Annotated in this window: 15 protein-coding genes and 2 pseudogenes; 7 read left to right on the top strand and 10 right to left on the bottom strand. The window is 70.4% G+C overall.

Annotated features, from left to right (window positions below):
• Positions 1-237 precede the first annotated feature (237 nt).
• On the bottom strand, positions 238-1,236 hold the full coding sequence (locus tag AC068D_RS15720) for an NAD-dependent epimerase/dehydratase family protein (protein ID WP_478823568.1): 999 nt from the start codon (positions 1,234-1,236) through the stop codon (positions 238-240).
• Between the two features lie 205 nt (positions 1,237-1,441).
• Here AC068D_RS15720 and AC068D_RS15715 point away from each other — a divergent pair, with 205 nt between their 5' ends.
• Positions 1,442-2,005, top strand: coding sequence for a hypothetical protein (locus AC068D_RS15715; protein WP_478823567.1), 564 nt, complete (start codon positions 1,442-1,444; stop codon positions 2,003-2,005).
• Between the two features lie 50 nt (positions 2,006-2,055).
• The gene (locus AC068D_RS15710) at positions 2,056-3,489 is read left to right on the top strand and encodes a PepSY-associated TM helix domain-containing protein (RefSeq protein ID WP_478823566.1); all 1,434 of its coding nucleotides are present in this window, start codon (positions 2,056-2,058) and stop codon (positions 3,487-3,489) included.
• 185 nt (positions 3,490-3,674) lie between these two features.
• On the opposite strand, the gene AC068D_RS15705 is transcribed toward AC068D_RS15710, so the two are convergent.
• The 4 genes from AC068D_RS15705 to AC068D_RS15690 all read right to left on the bottom strand — a co-directional run bounded on the left by AC068D_RS15705 (position 3,675) and on the right by AC068D_RS15690 (position 8,558).
• On the bottom strand, positions 3,675-4,292 hold the full coding sequence (locus tag AC068D_RS15705; protein WP_478823565.1) for a winged helix-turn-helix domain-containing protein: 618 nt from the start codon (positions 4,290-4,292) through the stop codon (positions 3,675-3,677).
• Between the two features lie 501 nt (positions 4,293-4,793).
• Positions 4,794-5,831, bottom strand: coding sequence for a glutamine synthetase (glnII, locus tag AC068D_RS15700; protein ID WP_478823564.1), 1,038 nt, complete (start codon positions 5,829-5,831; stop codon positions 4,794-4,796).
• A gap of 94 nt (positions 5,832-5,925) precedes the next feature.
• The gene (locus tag AC068D_RS15695) at positions 5,926-7,065 is read right to left on the bottom strand and encodes an ARPP-2 domain-containing protein (RefSeq protein WP_478823563.1); all 1,140 of its coding nucleotides are present in this window, start codon (positions 7,063-7,065) and stop codon (positions 5,926-5,928) included.
• Positions 7,062-8,558 carry a hypothetical protein gene (locus tag AC068D_RS15690; RefSeq protein ID WP_478823562.1) on the bottom strand — a complete coding sequence of 499 codons (1,497 nt, stop codon included), beginning with the start codon at positions 8,556-8,558 and terminating at the stop codon, positions 7,062-7,064. Before AC068D_RS15690 ends, AC068D_RS15695 begins: the two co-directional genes overlap by 4 nt.
• Before the next feature lie 187 nt (positions 8,559-8,745).
• On the opposite strand from AC068D_RS15690, the gene AC068D_RS15685 reads away from it, so the two are divergent.
• Positions 8,746-9,645 carry a Gfo/Idh/MocA family protein gene (locus AC068D_RS15685; protein WP_478823561.1) on the top strand — a complete coding sequence of 300 codons (900 nt, stop codon included), beginning with the start codon at positions 8,746-8,748 and terminating at the stop codon, positions 9,643-9,645.
• Positions 9,646-9,746: 101 nt separating this feature from the next.
• Here the strand turns inward: AC068D_RS15685 and AC068D_RS15680 are convergent.
• The 3 genes and pseudogenes from AC068D_RS15680 to AC068D_RS15670 form a co-directional block, all read right to left on the bottom strand.
• Positions 9,747-10,088, bottom strand: a pseudogene (locus tag AC068D_RS15680) (hypothetical protein); the annotation flags it as partial.
• A gap of 3 nt (positions 10,089-10,091) precedes the next feature.
• Positions 10,092-10,712: pseudogene (locus tag AC068D_RS15675) on the bottom strand (hypothetical protein); the annotation flags it as partial.
• A gap of 388 nt (positions 10,713-11,100) precedes the next feature.
• On the bottom strand, positions 11,101-11,460 hold the full coding sequence (locus AC068D_RS15670) for an arsenate reductase family protein (protein ID WP_478823560.1): 360 nt from the start codon (positions 11,458-11,460) through the stop codon (positions 11,101-11,103).
• A 119-nt stretch (positions 11,461-11,579) separates the two neighbouring features.
• Here AC068D_RS15670 and AC068D_RS15665 point away from each other — a divergent pair, with 119 nt between their 5' ends.
• Positions 11,580-11,903 carry a hypothetical protein gene (locus AC068D_RS15665; protein ID WP_478823559.1) on the top strand — a complete coding sequence of 108 codons (324 nt, stop codon included), beginning with the start codon at positions 11,580-11,582 and terminating at the stop codon, positions 11,901-11,903.
• A 119-nt stretch (positions 11,904-12,022) separates the two neighbouring features.
• On the opposite strand, the gene AC068D_RS15660 is transcribed toward AC068D_RS15665, so the two are convergent.
• The gene (locus AC068D_RS15660; protein ID WP_478823558.1) at positions 12,023-13,378 is read right to left on the bottom strand and encodes a DUF1254 domain-containing protein; all 1,356 of its coding nucleotides are present in this window, start codon (positions 13,376-13,378) and stop codon (positions 12,023-12,025) included.
• Positions 13,379-13,865: 487 nt separating this feature from the next.
• Here AC068D_RS15660 and AC068D_RS15655 point away from each other — a divergent pair, with 487 nt between their 5' ends.
• The 3 genes from AC068D_RS15655 (at position 13,866) to AC068D_RS15645 (ending at position 17,490) form a co-directional block, all read left to right on the top strand.
• Complete coding sequence (locus AC068D_RS15655; RefSeq protein WP_478823557.1) at positions 13,866-14,735, top strand: HalD/BesD family halogenase; 870 nt, start codon at positions 13,866-13,868, stop codon at positions 14,733-14,735.
• A gap of 65 nt (positions 14,736-14,800) precedes the next feature.
• Positions 14,801-15,664, top strand: coding sequence for a class I SAM-dependent methyltransferase (locus tag AC068D_RS15650; RefSeq protein ID WP_478823556.1), 864 nt, complete (start codon positions 14,801-14,803; stop codon positions 15,662-15,664).
• A complete protein-coding gene (locus tag AC068D_RS15645) occupies positions 15,661-17,490 on the top strand; it encodes a choline/carnitine O-acyltransferase (RefSeq protein WP_478823555.1) in 1,830 nt (609 codons plus the stop codon). Before AC068D_RS15650 ends, AC068D_RS15645 begins: the two co-directional genes overlap by 4 nt.
• A gap of 644 nt (positions 17,491-18,134) precedes the next feature.
• Here the strand turns inward: AC068D_RS15645 and glnA are convergent.
• Positions 18,135-19,544 (bottom strand): type I glutamate--ammonia ligase, encoded by a 1,410-nt coding sequence (gene glnA, locus AC068D_RS15640; RefSeq protein WP_478823554.1) that lies wholly within the window; start codon positions 19,542-19,544, stop codon positions 18,135-18,137.
• Positions 19,545-19,726 lie beyond the last annotated feature (182 nt).

Raw genomic sequence — 19,726 nt, 5'->3', positions numbered from 1 at the left:
ACCGTTCAAACGGAGTTGGTTTTCGTAGCAATCTCCATTCGCAAAACGGGCGCAACGAATGAGATCGCTCGAGTCCCCACACGTCCGGATCCGGATCCGGCTCGTCCGCGGCACCGCAGTCTGCGGGGCGACGGCCGGGACCAGGCCGTCGCCCCGCAGACGGTCGGCTGTCCCACCGGCGTGCGAACCGCCGTCAGGTACTGCGAACCGCCGTCGGGCAGGTACAGCGAATCGCGGTCAGGAACCGGGAATCAAAGCCTTCTCCTGCTCGGCGGAGAGACCCGCGTGGCTCCGGACCGTGCGCAGCGGAGGAGGGCCGTCGAGGGACTGCAGCCACGCCCAAGTGTCCGCGACCGTCTCCTCGACAGGGCGGCAACGCAGCCCCGCGGCCAGGGCCTTCGACACATCCGCACAGTGCATCGCGTCGTACCCCTCGCTGCGCGGGACCCAGATCGGCAGGTCCGTCCAGGGTTCGACCCCGGCCGCGGCGATCGTCGCCTCGTCCAGCCAGCGCAGCTCCGCGTCCGCCCCGGTCACCCGGACGCATGTCTCCAGCAGCTCGCCCATGGTGGTGTGTCCGGACGGGCTGACCAGGTTGTACGCGCCGGACAGTCCCTGCTGCGACGCATGGAGCATCCACTCGGCCAGGTCGCGCGCGTCGATGTACTGCAGCGGCAGATCGTGGGGCCCCGGCGCCGGCACCGGACCGCCCCGTGCCACCCGGTTCAGCCACCAGGGCAGTCGGCCCACGTTCTCCCAGGGGCCGAGGATCAGGCCTGCCCGCGCCAGCAGCGAACGGCCCTCGCCGAAGGCCTCGACCGCGGCGAGTTCACCGCCCAGCTTGTCGTGGGCGTAGTCGGTGGGGCCGGCATCGGCCGACGCGCCCTCCACCACGGCACCGGTCTCGTCGAGCCCTGCGGCAGGTGGCCATGCGTAGACCGAGCGGCTGGACACATACGCATAGCGCGCCGCACGGTCCGCGAGCAGCCGCGCCGCCTTCTGCACGGCGGAGGGTGCGAACGACCATGTGTCGACCACCAGGTCCCACTCGTCGTCCGCATCGGCGAGTGCCTTGAGCCCGTCCGGGGCCTCCCGGTCGCCGTGCAGCACGGACACACCCTCCGGCGCCTTGTGCTGCCCACGGTGGAAAACCGTCACCTGCCAGTCGCGTGCGAGCGCCGTGTCCACGACCGCCCGTCCCACGAACTCCGTCCCGCCCAATACCAGAAGTTTCATGATCAGGACTCTGCCGTTCCGACGGTCCTGACGACAGCTTTTCCGCTCCCGGAAGAATCCGGCGGGTGCACCCGTCTGCCGTTCCGGGCGGACGGGATGGCACGATGTCCCGGACATGACGGATACCCGGTCGCCGATACGCGCCCTGCGAGCCGCACTATTCGCGGCGGTATGCACGGCGTTGGCTGCCATGGGGCATTCGTCCATGTCCGGGCATGACCTCCCGGCCCTGGTTCTCGTCGGCGCGTTCGGCGTGAGCGGGATCGCCGCCTGGCTCGCAGGGACGAGGCGCAGGGGCGCAGCCTGTATCGGCACGGCACTTGTGGCCGTGCAGGGTGGGCTGCATCTGCTGTTCTCGGGCTCCGATGAACGCACCACTCAGTCACACGGCCTCGAGGCTCACAACATGGGCGCCGGCACCATCGACGGGGACCCCATGGCGGCCGAAGCCATGGCGAGTGTCACCACTGGTCCTGCCCCTTCCACCAGCATGCTCGCTGTGCATGTCATCGGCGCTGCCGTGTGCGCGCTCTGGCTGGCGCACGGCGAGGCAGCCTTCTTCCGGCTCGCCCGCACGGTGGGCACCCTCGCTTTCGCACCACTGCGCCTTCTGCTCACGGCCGTACGAGTGCCGGAACTCCCGCACCCGGTACGCCCGCGTCCGCGCACCCGGCGCCTCCACGCCGTCGTCCCCGCCCATGCGCTCTCGCGGCGAGGGCCTCCCGCGCTTTCCGTCCCCCATGCCACGGCCCCCGGAGCGAACGTCTGACCCGGGGACCGCCCTCCCCATGTCAACGTGCACAGACTCCTAGGACAGCCATGGCCATTGACGACTCCGTCAAGCCGGAAGAGCCGACGACCGGTTCGAGAACCGACACCACTGCCACCCCCACCTCCCTGTGGAGCGCGCTGCGCCCGCTCGTGCTGCGCATCCACTTCTACGCGGGCGTTCTCGTCGCCCCGCTCCTTCTCCTCGCCGCCGCCAGCGGACTGCTGTACGCGCTCTCCCTGCCGGCCGAGAAGATCCTTTACAGTCATGAACTGACCACCGACGTCGGCGAGCGCACCATCCCGCTCGACACCCAGGTCGCCGCCGCCCGCGAGGCCCATCCGCAGGGCACGGTGACCGCCGTGTGGCCCTCGTACGAGGACGGCGCGACCACCCGGGTCCTGATGCAGAGCCCCCGGGTCGCCGAGGAGAAGAACCTCACGGTCTTCGTCGACCCCTACACAGGCAAGGTGCGCGGCGAACTGGAGACCTCGGGCGACGCGCTGCCGATACGCACCTGGCTGTCGGGACTCCACTCGAACCTCCAGCTCGGTGAGACCGGCCGGCTCTACAGCGAGATGGCCGCGAGCTGGATGTGGGTCGTCGCCCTCGGCGGCCTGCTCCTGTGGATCGGGCGCAAGCGGGCGGCGCGCAAGGCGCTGTTCGTGCCCGACCGCGCCGCCACCGGCCGCCGCAGGACCCTGTCCTGGCACGGTTCCATCGGTCTCTGGGCCGTCATCGGTCTCGTTGTGCTCTCCGCCACCGGCCTGACCTGGTCGACGTACGCGGGTGCCAACATCGACAAGATCCAGACCCAGCTCGGCGGAGCCACCCCGAACGTCTCCGCCTCCCTCGACGGCACCGGCGAGGGAGGTGGCCACGAGGGGCATGGCGCCGGCCACGACAAGCCCGGGCCCGCTGCCGGCCCGGACGTCGGTCTCGACAAGGTGGTCGAGGCCGCCCGCGCCGAGGGAGTCGACGACCAGATCCAGATCACCATGCCCGCCGAGGGCCAGGGATACGTCGTCAAGGAGCGCGACCGGGAGTTCCCGGTGCACCTCGACTCCGTCGCCGTCGACCCGGCCGACGGACAGGTCATGGACACGCTGCGCTTCGCGGACTACCCGCTGCTCGCCAAGCTGACCCGCTTCGGCATCGACGTCCACATGGGATACACCTTCGGCCTCGCCAACCAGCTCGCCCTCGCGGCCCTCGCCGTCGCTCTCGTCCTCCTCATCGTCTGGGGCTACCGCATGTGGTGGCTGCGCAGGCCGACGAAGGAACGGAAGCTGAGCGCGGGCCGGCCGATGCCCCGGGGCGCGTGGCGGAAGGCGCCGGTGACGGCGCTGCTGCCGCTGGCCGCGGTGACCACCGTGGTGGGCTGGTTCATCCCCCTGCTGGGCATCAGCCTGCTGGTGTTCCTGGTGGCCGACATCGCGCTGGGCTTCGTGGCGAGGACCAGGGCGCGGTCCCGGGAGGCATAGGGCCTCTCGTTCGGATCCCGGCAAACCGATCCGGTCACAGCACTGGCCGGGCTCGCGTGCCCCGGTACGCACGCACCGGACCCCGCTCACCGATCCAGCCCGATCCAAACGAAAGACCCTGGTCATCGCACCGGCAGGAATCCCGGGACCGCCGGGCAACGGCGGTCCCGGGCAGGGCGGTCATGTCACGGGGCGTACTTGTAGCCGACCCGCCGCACGGTCTGGATCGTGTGGCGGTGCTCGGCGCCCAGCTTGCGGCGCAGCCGCGCCACATGCACGTCCACGGTGCGGCCGTCGCCCACATGCCCGTAGCCCCACACGGTCGTCACCAACTGGTCGCGGGTGTGCACCCGGTGCGGATGCGACACCAGATGGGTGAGCAGCTCGAACTCCAGGTAGGTGAGATCGAGCTCACGGCCGTCGACGAGCGCGGTCCGCCGGGAGGAGTCGATCCGAACCGGCCCCGTGCCGTCCGCCCGGGGACTCTCCTCCTCGAGGGCCTTGGGGGGCACGCCGAGGAGGGACGGTCCCGTGAAGGGCGGCTGCTGGTCGGCCGGTACGAGGACCAGATACCCGACCATCGGCGGGCGGCCGGGCAGGGTGGGCAGGGTGTGCTGGGGCGCGGGCAGCCAAGTGGCGCCCGGCGGAAGGAAGTCCGCGACATGCACGACCTCGTCGGGGTCGACGGCTCGCAGCCGATGCCGGGTCGGGCCGGCGGTCGCCGTGGATGCGGTGGTGGTGCCGGAGGGCGCGGTCGCGGTGTTCGCAGCCGTCGCAGCGGAGAAGGAACGGGTGTTCGCCATGGGAGGTCAGCTCTTTCGCGCGGAGAGGTCGTCGAGTCGTTGGTGACGAGACGTACGTCGTGCGCGTCGGCCGAAGGCCTGAACCCCGGAAAGGGACGGGGGCTTTAGAGGGCCGACGCGTTCCTCGCGCGGCAACACACCCGGTCGAAGTCATGGTGCTGACGGGAAGGCCAGAACGGCTCGAGGTCGCTGCGACCTGTCGCGATGTCCTGAAGTCTGGCCATTCCCCCATTCAAGCAGACGAAGGGAAGCGGCAGCAGACCCCTCTCACAGGTCGGACCGTACTTGGCCGGATCGTGACGGCCCCGGACCGCCCCGCCGCTCACCGGTGCGAACTCCACCCCCCAGCAGCTTCCGCCGGGCCGGCTGCGTCTCCGTGACGGCCCGGCCGGGTGTTCACGTCGATCGCAGGCGTGTGCGTCACTGTGCCAGTGCTCACCGACAACGCAGGGGGCGCCCGCCGGTTCCGGCGGGCGCCCCCTCAAGAGCGGGTGGGACCGATCAGACCTGGCCGGCCTTCTCGAGTGCGGCGCAGCAGGTGTCCACCAGCAGGCGGGTCACCACGTACGGGTCGACGTTGGCGTTCGGGCGGCGGTCCTCGATGTAGCCCTTGCCGTCCTTCTCGACCTGCCACGGGATACGGACCGACGCGCCGCGGTCGGAGACCCCGTAGCTGTACTCGTTCCACGGGGCGGTCTCGTGCAGGCCGGTCAGCCGGTCGTCGATGCCCGCGCCGTAGTTCTTGACGTGGTCCATCGGCTTGGAGCCCTCGCCGAGCGACTCGCAGGCGGTGATGATCGCGGCGTACCCCTCGGACTCGCGCATCGCCTTCGTCGAGAAGTTGGTGTGCGCACCCGCCCCGTTCCAGTCGCCCTTCACCGGCTTCGGGTCGAGCGTCGCGGCGACGTCGAAGTCCTCCGCGGTGCGGTAGAGCAGCCAGCGGGCCACCCACAGCTGGTCGGAGACCTCGAGCGGCGAGAGCGGACCGACCTGGAACTCCCACTGCCCCGGCATGACCTCGGCGTTGATGCCCGAGAGGCCCAGACCGGCCTTCAGACAGTTCTCCAGGTGCGCCTCGACGACGTCACGGCCGTGGATCTCGTCGACGCCGACACCGCAGTAGTAGCCGCCCTGGGGGGCCGGGAAGCCGCCGACCGGGAAGCCCAGCGGGCGGTCGCCGTCGAAGAAGGTGTACTCCTGCTCGATGCCGAAGATCGGCTCCTGGGCGGCGAACCTCTCCGCGACCTCGACCAGCTGCGCCCGGGTGTTGGACGGGTGCGGGGTCATGTCCGTGTTCAGGACCTCGCACAGGACCAGTACGTCGTTGCCGCCGCGGATCGGGTCCGGGCAGGAGAAGACCGGCTTCAGCACGCAGTCGGAGGCGTGGCCCTCGGCCTGGTTGGTGCTGGACCCGTCGAAGCCCCAGATCGGGAGGTCGTCGACGCCTGCGGCGGTACCCGTCAGTATCTTCGTCTTCGAGCGAAGCTTCGCGGTCGGCTCTGTGCCGTCGATCCAGATGTACTCAGCCTTGAAGGTCACGGGGCCTCATCCTTTGCGGGTGCAGCGGGGTATGAGGCGCAGCTTCGCAACACGGGATTTCCCGTCGGTTGCTCGATTGTGAACCCCGTGTTACTCAGGTTTCCTTCGTCTGCCGTGAGCCCTGTGCGACCGCGTGAGCATGGAGCAGCGAGCCGAATCCAGCATTCCGGATCCGTCGTACGAGCTCGGAGAAGCTGCTGCCCAGCGCCTCGGCGGTGCGTCCCGGATGCCAGTCGTGGGCAGCCAGCACACGCAGCAGATGACCCCGCCGGATCTGGTTCTCGGAGAGCCGGAAAGTCTTCAGATAGGCCGTGCGCCCCTTGTGGGCAGTGATCAGTTCACCGATGTGCTGCTCGCTCTGAGCCCGGTGGAACGGCGGCAGGAAGCGGTGCAGGGTGAACGGCCCCATGCGGTGGACCCGCTCGAAGGCGTACGGGGTCTCCAGCAGATCCCGGGCGAACAGCTCCGTGTGCGCCTCCTCCCAGGCACGCTCCAGGTCATGGGCCGCGGCCCGCAGATCCGCGAGCGTCTCCGTACGACGGCCGTCCCCGATCCGGGCGGTGAATTCCGGCACGGGGCCGCCGTAGTAGGCGTATTGATGGACGAGCTCGCCGTAGAGGTCCTCCAGCAGGGAGGGGTGCAGCGCGCGGTAGTCGTCCGGGTGCGGCACCACGAACGCCGCGGCGAGCGCGTCCGCCGTGTACACCATGACCCCGCACTGCCCCGGATGGATCTCGAAGACACGCAGGGCCTCCGCCAGTCCGCGGACCTGACGGCCCGTGTAGGCGTCCTCGGCGCGCGGCGACAGCCCCTGCCGCACCGCCTGCCGGGACCACTCGTCCCAGACGACCGACGGGCCGCCGAAATGCAGCGCCAGATAGCCCTCCAGGGCGAGGTGCAGGGGCAGGAAGCGCAGCCGGTTCTCCCCGTGACGGCGCTTGGCCATGCGGTGGTGACGGCGCACGGGGATCCGGTCCGGGGCATCGTCGCCCAGCCGGGTCCCGTACGCAGCCGTCTGCGAGCCGTCACCGGACCAGTCCGCGACGAACCCGTGAGGGACGTAGGAGATGTACTGCGTCCGCGGGACGACGTCCACGACTCCGAGGCCGCCGTACATCTCCGCGCGCAGCCGCAGCCCCTCCACCGGCTCATCGCGCACCAGCGGGACCAGCCGGATGCCGCCCCACACCTGGGCCGGGCGGGCCGTCAGCCCAGCGAGATCGATCCTCGTCATCGCGGGGCCTCCTGGAGCGGGCTCCCGTGGGACGCCGTCCGCTCCGACGGTCCCTCGGGACACGGGTCCGCGGGGAAGGCGCCGTTGCGGGAGGCGTCCTCCAGGAAGCGGGCGACACGGCGGTCCAGGTACGCCCGCAGCTCGGCGAGGCCCGTACGCCCCTCGGCGAACTGCGCGATCTCCACCAGTGCGGGCAGATCCTCCGCGTCACGGATCCCGGCGGTCGGTACGCTCGGTGCCAGCCGCCGTACGTCGAAGGCGTCCGCGTCGTATACGGGGTTGAGATGCACCACCCCGGTCCGCCGGTCCGGATCGATCCGTGTGCGCCACACCCGCAGCACCTCTCCCGCCAGCCCCGGCGGTGCGTTGTCCCAGCCGTCCGACACGATCACCAGACGCTCGGGGGAGGTCTCCAGGGCGTCGATGATGCGTGTACCCAGCGGAGTCGGCCCCCACGGGCGCACCAGCAGCGGATCGCCCCCGCCCGACGTCCACAGGGCGGTGTACGTCCCCGAGAGCGCCTCCAGCAGAAAGTGCGCGCCGAGGGCCACCGCCAGCGGGCGCCGGCGCTTCACACCCGAGCCGGAGGCGGAATAGCTGTCGTCGAGCACGGCCGCGACCCGCCCCCATGTCCCGGCGTAAGGACCTGCCGCCCGCCGCGCCGCGGCCCGGAGCGCTCCGGTCAGCTCCGGGCGCCGCGCCGCACGCTCCTCGAAGCCCAGCGACAGGACGTACAGGGCGAGGCGGGTCAGCGGCATGGTGGTGAGATCGCTGCCCGGGCCGCTCCGCTCGGTGCGCAACCGCTCCAGACGTGTCATCCGGGGCGCGATCCGCTCCAGGAACACCCCGCGCGGGATGCCGTGCCGGGCGGCGAAGCCCTCGGCGACGGTGAACGGCAGCTCGTACACCGCGGACTGCTCGTAGTGGGCGCGGCGATGGGCGTCCAGATACGGGTGCCCGTACTTCGGCCGGCGGCCGGGCGCGAAGAGGAAGTCGCCCAACTCGTCCTGCTCGAAGGAGAAATGAGCGTGGCGAACGGCGGTCTTCACCCCTGCGCGGTACTTCACCGCGTCATGTGCCAGGTCGGGGCGGGCCGCCAGCCAGTCACGCATGACGGCCCGGGTGCGGCGGTTGCCGACACCGGCGTTCCGCAGCGTCCCGAACAGCCGGTACACCCGTTGCGGCGGCAGCACGGCGAGCCGGGCCGCGATCAGCCGGCCCTCCACGGCCTTCTCCGGTACGTCCGCCTCCGCCGTCGTGCGCAGCAGCCACTCGATGATCCGAGCGGCATTGTGGTGGTTGATGTCCAGCGCGAGCGCCGCCGCGTACACCGGCCGGTAGTTGACCCGCACGTACTCGTGCAGAAAGCCCAGCGAGAGCTGCTGCTCATGAGCCGTGGACCGGAACTCACGCTGCTCGGTCGCCGTGATCGCGGCGTTCACGAAGAGCAGCACGTCCTCGGCCGCGATGAGATCGGCGTGCGTGTCCGCCATGGCGCACCCCCGTGCATCCCCGTAGGCAACCGAAGGCCGGCCGGGGAATGGGGGCGTGAGCGGCGAAATCATTGCGTCAGAAGCAGGTCTCGGAAGTCACGCCGGAGTCCCGCGGCCGGCCTGTGCAACCTAGCACCCGTCACCCTCCGTTGTGCCACCCGATTTCACCGGGTGCACACTGGGCGGCATGACGAAGCCCACGAAGCTGCGCATCGGACTTCTCGGCACCGGCCCCTGGGCGGAGCGCACGCAGGCCCCGGCGCTCGCCGCCCATCCGGACGCGGTCTTCAGCGGGGTGTGGGGCCGGCGCGCCGAGGCGGCCTCGGCCCTGGCGGCCGCTCACGGCGTCACGGCGTACGAGGACGTGGACGCCCTCATCGAGGCGAGTGACGCCCTCGCTTTCGCCCTGCCCCCCGATGTCCAGGCGCCGCTGGCGGCTCGTGCGGCAGCGGCAGGGAGGCATCTGGTGCTGGACAAGCCGGTGGCCACGACGGTGGCCGGGGCGCGTGAGGTCGTGACGGCGGCGCAGGACACAGGTGTCGCGTCCGTGGTCTTCTGCACGCTGCGCTTCGCAGGGGAGACGGGGCCCTGGATCGCCGAACAGGCTGCGGCGGGAGGCTGGTTCACGGCCCGGGCCCAGTGGCTCAGCTCGCTCCATGCGGACGGTCCGACGCGCAGCCCGTACGCGAACTCGCCATGGCGGCGCGAGAAGGGCGGACTGTGGGACCTGGGCCCGCATGTGCTGTCCGTGCTGCTGCCCGTGCTCGGGGACGTCACGGGGATGACGGCGCTGCGCGGCCGGGCCGGCACCGTTCATCTCGCGCTGCGGCACACGACCGGCGCGTCGACCACCGTGACGCTGGGCCTGGGCGCGCCGCCGGAGGCGTCGGGAGCGAGCGTCGAGCTCTTCGGGGAGCGGGGGCCTGTGGCCATGCCGTCGTGGAGCGATGCGGCCGGCTCGTTCCGTTCGGCGGTCGATGCGCTGCTGGAGGCGGCGCGCACCGGTGAAGCGCACGCGTGCGACGTGCGGTTCGGACTGCGGCTCACGGAGATCCTTGCGGAGGCGGAGACCCTGGCCGGGCACTGACCGGTGGCGGCGCGCCGGCCCATGGCGGAGGGGCGGCTGTGGCAGCCGCCCCTCCGTTCACTCGGCGCTTCGCCCGCTCAGCGCACGATCGCCCGAGGGGATCAGCCGACGCGCTCGATGCGCGCCTTGCGGATCAGGTTCTTGCCGGGTTCGCGTACCTGCTCGAAGGCGGCGTTGTTCAGCAGGGCGCAGCTGCCGGAGGGGGAGGTGACCTCGACGGTGGTGGACTTGTTGTTGTCGAGGTTGGTGACCTTGAGCTTGGTGCCGATGGGGAACTGGCCGCTGGAGGCGGCGGGGGCGCCGCCTTCGCCGGAGAGGGTCACGGTCGATCCGGGGCAGACGACCTCGCCGGCGGCTCCGCCCTGGTCCCCGCCGTTTCCGGCGTCACCGGCATTGTCGGCGGGCGGCTGCTCGGCCGGGGGCGCCTCGCCGGCCGGAGGCTGGCCGCCGACGCGCTCGATGCGGGCGTTGCGGATCAGGTTCTTGCCGGGTTCGCGTACCTGCTCGAAGGCGGCGTTGTTCAGCAGGGCGCAGCTGCCGGAGGGGGAGGTGACCTCGACGGTGGTGGACTTGTTGTTGTCGAGGTTGGTGACCTTGAGCTTGGTGCCGATGGGGAACTGGCCGCTGGAGGCGGCGGGGGCGCCGCCTTCGCCGGAGAGGGTCACGGTCGATCCGGCGCAGACGACCTCGCCGGCGGCTCCGCCCTGGTCCCCGCCGCCTCCGGCATTGCCGGCGGGCGGCTGCTCGGCCGGGGGCTGGGCCGGAGCCGCTGCCTGGTCGCCGCCGTCTCCCGCACCCTCCGCACAGCCTGCCGCCTTCTGCTGGACCTTGATCTGCTTGATCACCGCTTCGCGGTTGGCGATCCGGGCTGTCGACTGGGCGTCGGGGTTGGCCCGTTGACCGGCGATGAAGTTCTCGTTGTTGCGAACAGCCTGAGCGAGACCGTCGCAGGCCACAGAGGCCTGACTTGTCCCGGTCATGACAATCGCAGTGCCGCCGACCAGCGCCGCGGCGCCGGCGAGCAGGGCGATCTTCTTCTTACCGGTGAGGGTCTTCTTGCGCGACACGTGGGTGCTCCTGTCCCCGGCCGTGAACGGCGGCCGGATCGGTTCCGTGTGCCGTTACGTACGAGTAGGCCCCGTGGGTCCACTCAACCGCCGGAGGATCATTTCCTTAACTGAGACTTAAGTTTTTGCAGGTGGGGGCCTACCTGCTCTTTTACGGCCGCCCGGCGGAAGCGACTCGGGGCTCCAGGGGTGAACGCCTCGGGCGCACAGGAGGGAACGGCGCGCGCCCTTCCTCCCGGTCCTGCGACGGAGGTCCTGTTCCCCTTCCTGCGACGGAGGTCCTGCCGGGCGCCACGCACCGCACCCGTCCGCCTGCCGTGCCGGAAGCGATGGACGGCGAATCGCCGCCGGGCACCTCGGCGACTGACGGGGCGGTGCCGGGAGCGGCTCAGCGCCCGAGCGCGTCCCGGACAGCTTCCTCGGTGCGGCCCACGACGGCCGTGCCGTCATCGGCGGTGATGATCGGACGCTGGATCAGCTTCGGGTGCTCGACGAGGGCCGCGATCCACCGGTCCCGGGAGGACTCGTCGCGCGGCCAGTCCTTCAGGCCGAGCTCCTTCGCCGCGGCCTCCTGGGTCCGTGTGATGTCCCAGGGCTCGAGCCCCAGCCGACCGAGCACCTCGCCGATCTCGTCCCGGGAAGGCACGTCCTCCAGGTACCGGCGCACCGTGTACGAGGCCCCCTCCTCGTCCAGCAGATGCAGTGCGCTGCGGCACTTCGAGCACGCGGGATTGATCCAGATCTCCATCCCGCCACAGTACTCCCACGTGCCCCTCAAATGCCCTCTGGCCAGCAGCGATTGTCAGTGGTCGGCGGTAAAATCGAACTAGTTCGTGAGGGTCCAACCACCGCGCCAGGAGGTCGCCGATGGCCGTTGCCGCAATCACGACGGTGCCGCAGCAGAAGCAGAGGTCGAAGCAGAGCCCGAGGTCCGTCCCGGCGTCGGCGAAGTCGCCGGCGAAACTGAAGAAGAAGCCCCTTCCCGCCGGGCTCCCGCGTGAGTGGTACGAGTCGCACAACCGCCGGCTCAAGGCCATGCGCCTCGCCATCGCCCTGCTCGACACGGGCGTCTACCACCCCGCGAACGCCAGCAACCGGCGGATACGCACGACCGCCGAACGCATTGGCATCCATCCGCCGTCCAACACCACCTGCAGCATGGTCCGGTCCCTGATCCACTACGCCGACTGACGCCGTGGCTCCTTAGCTGCGTGGCTCCGTAGCCCCGGAACCGGGCAACGCCGCCACTTCGTGGCAGCCGCCCGTGCGCCGGGCCCGGCCCGGGACGACGACGTCCCGGGCCGATGGCGTCACCCACGGTGCGGCTGCCGCGGTTCGATCCGCGGCAGCCGGTAACTCCCCTCCAGTACGGCCGGCTCGGGGCGGTACAGACGCGCCACGGGCCGGAAGTCACCGGGCGGGGCGGGCAGCCAGTTGGCGGCCTCGTCCGGGTCGGCCGGCTGCTCGCACTGGATGTACAGCGTCAGAGATCCGTCGTCTCCGTACACGAGGCCGGGGGTCCGGTCGCCGATCGAATACCGCCCCAGCGGGTTGGCCACCAGGTAGTGGTCCGGCGCGTCGTACATGGTGATCGACCAGAAGGACCCGACGGGCGGCGGCTGTTCGAAGCGCAGGGTGTACGTCCTGGAGCCGTGCAGCCGCTCACCCCAGGAGTCCGTGTCGACCGATGCGTACACGGATTCGTAGCCGTGGGCTCCCCACAGCATGGTGCGCGCCGTCACGGCCCGTACGAGATACGACTCCTCGCGGTCCTCCACCTTCCACTGCGGCGAGTCCAGCGTGCCGACCCCGAAGTGGTCCAGGTTGTAGTCGAGCGCATGCGGGTCGAGCAGCCACTCCCCGGGTCCGGCGTCCCGCCGCTCCCGGGCGGCCTCCTCGATCAGCGCGCGGCCCTCGGTGAACCCCTCCCTGAGTGCCTGCGCCAGCCCGGGTTCGGGGTTCACATAGGGCGACGGTCCCTCCTCCATCAGACCGAGCGGCTGGAAGCGCTCCTGGTACCCGGCGTCCGCCGGCGAGGGCGGGAAGTCGCCCAGCCACACCCGCAGTTTCTCGAAGAACCCCAATGCCTCGGGAACGCCCGGCTCCGGGGTCGGCAGCCCCGTCGGATGCACGGCTGCGTCGAGCTGCTCGAGCGTCAGCCCGTCCTGCAGGGCCGTGACCCGGGGCAGGTCCCCGGGCCCGTCGCAGGCCCACCGTCCGATGACCGACACGACCGCCGTCGGTGCGTCGAGGACCCCGCGCACACCTTCGGGGACACGGCCCGCCCAGCCGGGCTGCGCGATCAGCCACCGGCCCTCGTCGGTGCCGGTCGCACGGGTGCCGACGTAGGCGAAGTTGTTGGTCCATGCGTCCACGAACTGCAGGGCGTAGTACGCACCGCCGGTATCCGGCACATGCAGCACCAGGGGGCCGCCGGAGAGATCGAGCTGTGCGACCGAGGACACGACGTCGTTGTTGGCCGACACCACACTGTCGTGGTGGTCCGCGAGCTTCCTGGCGTGCGCGAAGGTGTTGAACGGTGACGGTGGCAGCCCCCTGACGCCCTTGCGGACACCGGCCCCGGCCATCGTGAGCTCGTACACCAGCGGATATCCGTACACATACGCCTCGGCGGCGAGTGCACCCGTCACCGGCACTTCGGTCATCGAGCAGCCCCTCCGGACTGGGGCCCATGCCCCGGTATGAGTGATTGATCCGCATCCGGAGTCTAGATTGCGCCCGCCTGTTCCCACGGCTCACGGCGCCGTCACCGGGAGCCGGAGCGCGGCAGGGACGACTGCACGCTCCCCGCGCCGGCTCCCGGAGCCGGTGAGGACGCGGAGCTCCCGAGGGCGGGGCCGGCGGCACGGGGCGGCCGCTCCTTGGGCACGGCCCGATGGCGGAATCACCCAGGCGCCGGGCGGCCCGCCCCGGTCACACAGCCCTCGAGGGTGCAGTGCGACGGGTCACAGACAGGGCGGGCACCACCGTGGGAGCTTCAACTGTGTTATTCCTCAGTGGAGTTGCTGGACAGCCGACGGTGACGTCCGGACGGCGGGCGGATCGAGGCGATCCGCTCGGGACCGCCTGCGTCACGGTCAGCCCGCGCGGCCGTCCGGTCGGAACGATCTGCCCGCACGTGGAGAGGATCGAATGAGCGCTCTGGAAACCATGACGCTTGACCAGGTGGTCGACACAGACCGCTATCCCCTGTCCGAACCGGATAGCGCCGAGGGGCGGGCCGTGCTCTCCCGCGCCCGGCAGGAGCTGCTGACCGTCGGCTGCACCGTGCTGGCCGACTTCATCCGGCCCGCGTTCCGCGATGTCCTGCAGCAGGAGTGCTCGGCCATTGCCCCCGGGGCGCACTTCGACGTGGAGACGGTGAACGTCTACAACATCGCCCTGGACACGGACCTGCCCGAGGAACACCCCGGCCGGAAGACCTTCCAACGGGGCAACGCCTTCGTCGCGCGCGACCGTATTCCCGTCAACTCCCTGATCAGCCGGCTCTACACCGACGGAGGGTTCCAGCGCTTCGTCGCCCGCTGCTTCGGGTTGCCGAAGCTGCACGAGCTGGCCGATCCGCTCTCCGGGTTGGTGCTCAACGTCGTCGCGCCCGGAATGGAGCACCCCTGGCACTTCGACACCAATGAGTTCACCGTGAGCATGCTCACCCGGCAGCCGCAGCTCGGTGGCGACTTCGAGTACTGCCCGAACATCAGAACCGCGCACGACGAGCACTTCGACGACGTCCGGGACGTCCTGGAGGGCCACGGCGAGCGGCTGATCCACCGGCTCCCGCTGCAGCCCGGCGACCTGCAGCTGTTCAAGGGCCGCTATTCGCTGCACCGGGTGAGCCCCGTGCGGGGCGAGGCCGCCCGGCAGTCCGCGATCTTCGCCTACAGCGAGCACCCCGGCGTCATCGGGAGCGTGGCACGGACCCGGCAGCTCTTCGGCCGGGTACGGCCCGAGCACCTGGCAGCCGAGGGCCGGGCCGTCCGGGGCGACCGACTGCTGGACTAGCGGGCGCCGAGGGCGTGCAGCGTAGGCGGTTTTCCCACGATGCGATCCACGGAGGAGTAAGCCCTGTGCGTTTCGACGCAACCGGAAAAGTCTCGCTCGACGACATCTACAGCCAGCCCGATCCGCGCACGTATTTCAGCGTGCTGCGACCGCTCGGCTACTGCGTGCCGCAGCAGGCCAAGCCCTACTTCGCGAAACTCGTCAAGGAATACCGGGAGGCCCGGCAGGTCGCCGAGCCGACCGTGCTCGACATCGGCTGCTCGTACGGGATCAATGCCGCCCTGGTGAAGTACGACGCGACCCTGGACGAGCTGTACGCGCGTTACGCGGACACGGAAGGCACAGGAGACACGGGACACGAACGGATGAGCCGCGCCGACCTGGTGGCGCGGGACCGGGAGTTGTCCCGGTCCCGCCGGCCCGCCCAGCCCATCCGTTTCATCGGTCTGGACGCCTCGTCCAGTGCCCTGTCCTATGCGCTCGAGGCAGGCTTCCTCGACGACGCGGTGCACGCCGACCTGGAGAACCACGAGCCCACAGCCCGGCAGCGGGACCAGCTCTCGGGCGTGGACCTGGTGATCTCGACGGGCTGCCTCGGTTACGTCACCGAGCGGACCCTGACCCGGGTCGTCCAGGCCCGGGGCGGCCGCAGGCCATGGATGGCGCACTTCGTGCTGCGGATGTTCCCCTTCGATCCCGTCGAGCAGGCCCTGGCCGCGCTGGGCTACCGGACCGTCCGTGTCGACGAGCTGTTCAGACAGCGGCGGTTCGCCTCTCCGCAGGAGCAGGCCCGTGTCCTCGACACGATGGCGGCAGCCGGAGTGGATCCGCGGGGCCTGGAAGCGGAAGGCTGGCTCTACGCACAGCTCCACCTGTCCCGGCCCTATGACACCCCGGATTCCAACGAGCCGAATCGAGAGCGGAATTGAACAACAGTCAGGGTGCACCAGACAGCACCACCTTCTCGCTGGAAGAGGCCCTTCCACGCGTGCCGCTGCCCACACTGGAGGCGAGCTGCGAGAGGTTTCTCGCCTGGTGCGCACCGCTGCTGACCCGAGCCGAGCGGGCCGAGACCGAGGCGGAGATCGCCGCCTTCCTCGGACCCGACGGCCCCGGACGGGTCCTTCACGCGGCGCTGGAGGAGTACGACGCCTCGGAGGGCGTGCACAGCTGGCTCGACACCTTCTGGCCGTACCGATATCTGGGCCGCAGGGACCGGATCGCGCTCAACGCCAACTTCTTCTTCCTGTTCCAGGACTCCGGCCAGGCACAGGTGGAGCGGGCGGCCGGGCTCATCGCCGGAGCCCTCGACTACAAGCGGCAGCTCGATCACGAACTCATTCCGCCCGTGGTGCAGCGCGGAGTGCCGCAGTCGATGGTGCAGAACACCTACCTGTTCTCCACCACCCGGATTCCCGGCGCGCGTCAGGACACCGTCCGAGCCCCCTACAGCGAGGGATGGCCGGGTCCGTCGACGGCCCGGCACATCGTGGTGTTCTTCAAGGGCGCGATGTTCCGGATGGACGTGCTCGGCGCGGACGGCGTCCCGCACAGCCTCGACGACCTCGAAGCCGGGCTGTGCGCCGTGATGAAGGCCGGTACGGACCCGTCCGCGGCGGAGAGCTCGGTGGGCCATCTCACCACCATGGCCCGCGCGGAGTGGGCCGCTGCCCGGGAATCCCTCCTCGCCTGTCACCCGGGCAACGCCGGCGCGCTCGACGACGTAGAGACCGCGCTGTTCTGCGTCTGCCTGGAGGACTTCGCGCCCGAGGGTGTCCAGGACGCCTGCGACGAGCTGCTCCACGGCGACCGCGGCAACCGGTGGTTCGACAAGGCGCTGACCCTGATCGTGTTCGCCGACGGCCGTGCGGGCATCAATGTGGAGCACTGCGAGCTTGACGGGACCACCATTCTCGGCTTCACCGACGCCCTGCTCAGCACCCCTGCCGCGGAGCACTCCCTTCGCTCCGGGGCACGCTCCCAGGGGCTGCCGGCGCTGGAGCCGATCGTGTTCGAGCTGGACGACGCGCTGCGCTCCCAGGTGCGCACCGCCGCCGAGGAGTTCGCCGCGTACGGGGAGAACACCGCGACCAGCACCATGTCGTTCGCGGACTTCGGCAGCAACACGGCCAAGGAGCTGGGCATGTCGCCGGACGCGTTCGTCCAGGCCGCCTACCAGCTCGCCCATCAGCGTGCCAAGGGGCTGCTGGGCGCCACGTACGAGTCGATCGCCACACGGCAGTACCGGAACGGGCGGACCGAGGCGATGCGCGTGGTCACGCCCGAGATGCAGCAGTTCGTGGCGGCGATGGAGGACCCGTCGGCGGACGCGGACACCCGCAGGGCCGCGTTCCGGGCCGCTGCCGCGAAGCACGTGGCCCGTGCCAAGGAGTGCCAGGCCGGTCAGGCGCCCGAGCAGCATCTGTGGGAGCTCGAGCTCATCCAGCGGCGGCGCGGGGCGGAACTGGGGGTGACCGAACAGCCCGCGCTCTACCGGACGCCGGGCTGGCTGACCATGCGGGACGACTATCTGAGCACCAGCTCGGCACCCTCCCACCACATCCAGTACTTCGGCTTCGGCTCGACCAGCAGCCGTTGCATCGGCGTCGCCTACGTGCTGCTGCCGGAGCGCTTCAACCTCTACCTGAGCACGCCGCTCGCGGTGGCGGACCAGATGTGGACCTTCGCCGACCGGCTCCGGGAGGCGATCGGCGAGCTGCGGGAGCTGCTGGCGACCGAGAGGCCGCAGGACTGAGACCGGAAGGGCCGCCGCTCTCCCAGGGGCGGCGGCCGTCCACACCCCGGGCCGCCGCGCCCGGCCGGCGAATGAGGCGGGGGGCGGGGCGTGCCGGGCCCGTCGGCCGGACTCCGTGCCCGGATGCCCGGCCGGAGCGCAGCGACGTCCACGACGTCGACCTGGAACGGGTGGCCGACCACGGGCGGGACGAACCCTGCGTCGACGGTCAGCAGGAAGAGATCCCGGGTTCCGTCCTTGACGGTCCACTGGCCGGCCCTGGCTGTGGCCGGCCCGCCTCCGCCGCCTCGTGATCGCAGGACGCACTGCCGTCGTCCGGGCCGTGTCCCCACCCGTCGGTACGGTTGCCCGGCTTCCTGCGCATCGGGCTCTCGAGTGACAGCGGCGGGCGGCGGCTGCTTCTGCGAAGGGGGCGCCGCCCGTGCGCCCGGCCGGCGAATGAGGCGGGGGGCGGGGCGTGCCGGGCCCGTCGGCCGGACTCCGTGCCCGGATGCCCGGCCGGAGCGCAGCGACGTCCACGACGTCGCGGTACGGGCGCAGCGCGCAGAGGGCCGTCGGTCGTCGCCTTCCGCTGACGGAAGGCGACGACCGACGGCCCGTGACCGGTCCAGGTGCGCGGAAACCCGCTCTGACCTGCTGCGTTCTTAGATGTCGAAGTACAGCTCGAACTCGTGCGGGTGCGGACGCAGCTGGATCGGCGCGATCTCGTTGGTCCGCTTGTAGTCGATCCACGTCTCGATCAGGTCGGCCGTGAAGACGCCACCCGCCTGCAGGTACTCGTTGTCCGCCTCGAGGGCGTCGAGGACCGCCGGGAGGGAGGTCGGGACCTGCGGGACGCCCGCGTGCTCCTCGGGCGCGAGCTCGTAGAGGTCCTTGTCGATCGGCTCGGCCGGCTCGATCTTGTTCTTGACGCCGTCGAGGCCCGCGAGGAGCAGCGCCGAGAACGCGAGGTACGGGTTCGAGGACGGGTCCGGGGCGCGGAACTCGACGCGCTTGGCCTTCGGGTTGGAGCCCGTGATCGGGATACGCATCGCGGCCGAGCGGTTGCGCTGCGAGTACACCAGGTTGACCGGCGCCTCGAAGCCCGGGACCAGGCGGTGGTAGGAGTTCACCGTCGGGTTGGTGAAGGCCAGCAGCGACGGGGCGTGCTTCAGGATGCCGCCGATGTAGTAGCGGGCGGTGTCCGAGAGGCCCGCGTAACCCTGCTCGTCGTAGAAGAGCGGCGAGCCGCCCTGCCACAGCGACTGGTGGACGTGCATGCCGGAGCCGTTGTCGCCGAAGATCGGCTTGGGCATGAAGGTCGCGGTCTTGCCGTTGCGCCAGGCGACGTTCTTCACGATGTACTTGAAGAGCATCAGGTCGTCGGCCGCGGCGAGCAGCGTGTTGAACTTGTAGTTGATCTCGGCCTGGCCCGCGGTGCCGACCTCGTGGTGCTGGCGCTCGACCTGGAGGCCGACGTTCTCCAGCTCCAGGGAGATCTCGGCGCGCAGGTCCGCGAAGTGGTCGACCGGCGGGGCGGGGAAGTAGCCGCCCTTGTAGCGGACCTTGTAACCGCGGTTGTCCTCGAGCGCGCCGGTGTTCCAGGCGCCGGCCTCGGAGTCGATGTGGTAGAAGCCCTCGTTGGCGCTGGTCTGGAAGCGCACGCTGTCGAAGACGTAGAACTCGGCCTCGGGACCGAAGTAGGCCGTGTCCGCGATGCCGGTGGAGGCGAGGTAGGCCTCGGCCTTCTTGGCGATGTTCCGCGGGTCACGGCTGTACTGCTCGCCCGTGATCGGGTCGTGGATGAAGAAGTTGATGTTCAGGGTCTTGTCACGGCGGAACGGGTCCAGGCGCGCCGTCGAGAGGTCCGCGCGCAGCGCCATGTCGGACTCGTGGATCGCCTGGAAGCCGCGGATCGACGAGCCGTCGAAGGCAAGCTCATCAGACGGGTCGAACGCCGTGGCCGGAATCGTGAAGTGCTGCATCACGCCCGGAAGGTCGCAGAACCGGACGTCGATCATCTTCACGTCGTTGTCCGCGATGTACTTCTTGGCGTCGTCGGCGTTCTGGAACATCCAACTCCTCCTACTCCCGACCCGGGGAAGGGCGGGGTTGTCACTCGGTCGTGCAGCCAGTGCGGTGGCACACGCTGCACACGACCCTAGGCAGACGGGATTTCTCCAGCATGACTCATTTGTTTCGCGGAAGTTAACCGGAGCGGGGCAGTCGTGTCATGGACGCGGCGGCGCAGGACCCG

It is taken from the genome of Streptomyces sp. NPDC043861, assembly GCF_056435905.1.
This window is presented reverse-complemented; position numbering and strand designations above follow the sequence as displayed.

Bases quoted from the DNA above. Each gene is read 5' to 3' on its own strand.
- AC068D_RS15660 (WP_478823558.1), bottom strand. From the start codon at position 13,378: ATGACCGAAGTGCCGGTGACGGGTGCACTCGCCGCCGAGGCGTATGTG.
- AC068D_RS15715 (WP_478823567.1), top strand. From the start codon at position 1,442: ATGTCCGGGCATGACCTCCCGGCCCTGGTTCTCGTCGGCGCGTTCGGC.
- AC068D_RS15690 (WP_478823562.1), bottom strand. From the start codon at position 8,558: ATGGCGGACACGCACGCCGATCTCATCGCGGCCGAGGACGTGCTGCTC.
- AC068D_RS15705 (WP_478823565.1), bottom strand. From the start codon at position 4,292: ATGGCGAACACCCGTTCCTTCTCCGCTGCGACGGCTGCGAACACCGCG.
- AC068D_RS15695 (WP_478823563.1), bottom strand. From the start codon at position 7,065: ATGACGAGGATCGATCTCGCTGGGCTGACGGCCCGCCCGGCCCAGGTG.
- AC068D_RS15665 (WP_478823559.1), top strand. From the start codon at position 11,580: ATGGCCGTTGCCGCAATCACGACGGTGCCGCAGCAGAAGCAGAGGTCG.
- AC068D_RS15710 (WP_478823566.1), top strand. From the start codon at position 2,056: ATGGCCATTGACGACTCCGTCAAGCCGGAAGAGCCGACGACCGGTTCG.
- glnA (WP_478823554.1), bottom strand. From the start codon at position 19,544: ATGTTCCAGAACGCCGACGACGCCAAGAAGTACATCGCGGACAACGAC.
- AC068D_RS15670 (WP_478823560.1), bottom strand. From the start codon at position 11,460: ATGGAGATCTGGATCAATCCCGCGTGCTCGAAGTGCCGCAGCGCACTG.
- AC068D_RS15655 (WP_478823557.1), top strand. From the start codon at position 13,866: ATGAGCGCTCTGGAAACCATGACGCTTGACCAGGTGGTCGACACAGAC.
- AC068D_RS15720 (WP_478823568.1), bottom strand. From the start codon at position 1,236: ATGAAACTTCTGGTATTGGGCGGGACGGAGTTCGTGGGACGGGCGGTC.
- AC068D_RS15685 (WP_478823561.1), top strand. From the start codon at position 8,746: ATGACGAAGCCCACGAAGCTGCGCATCGGACTTCTCGGCACCGGCCCC.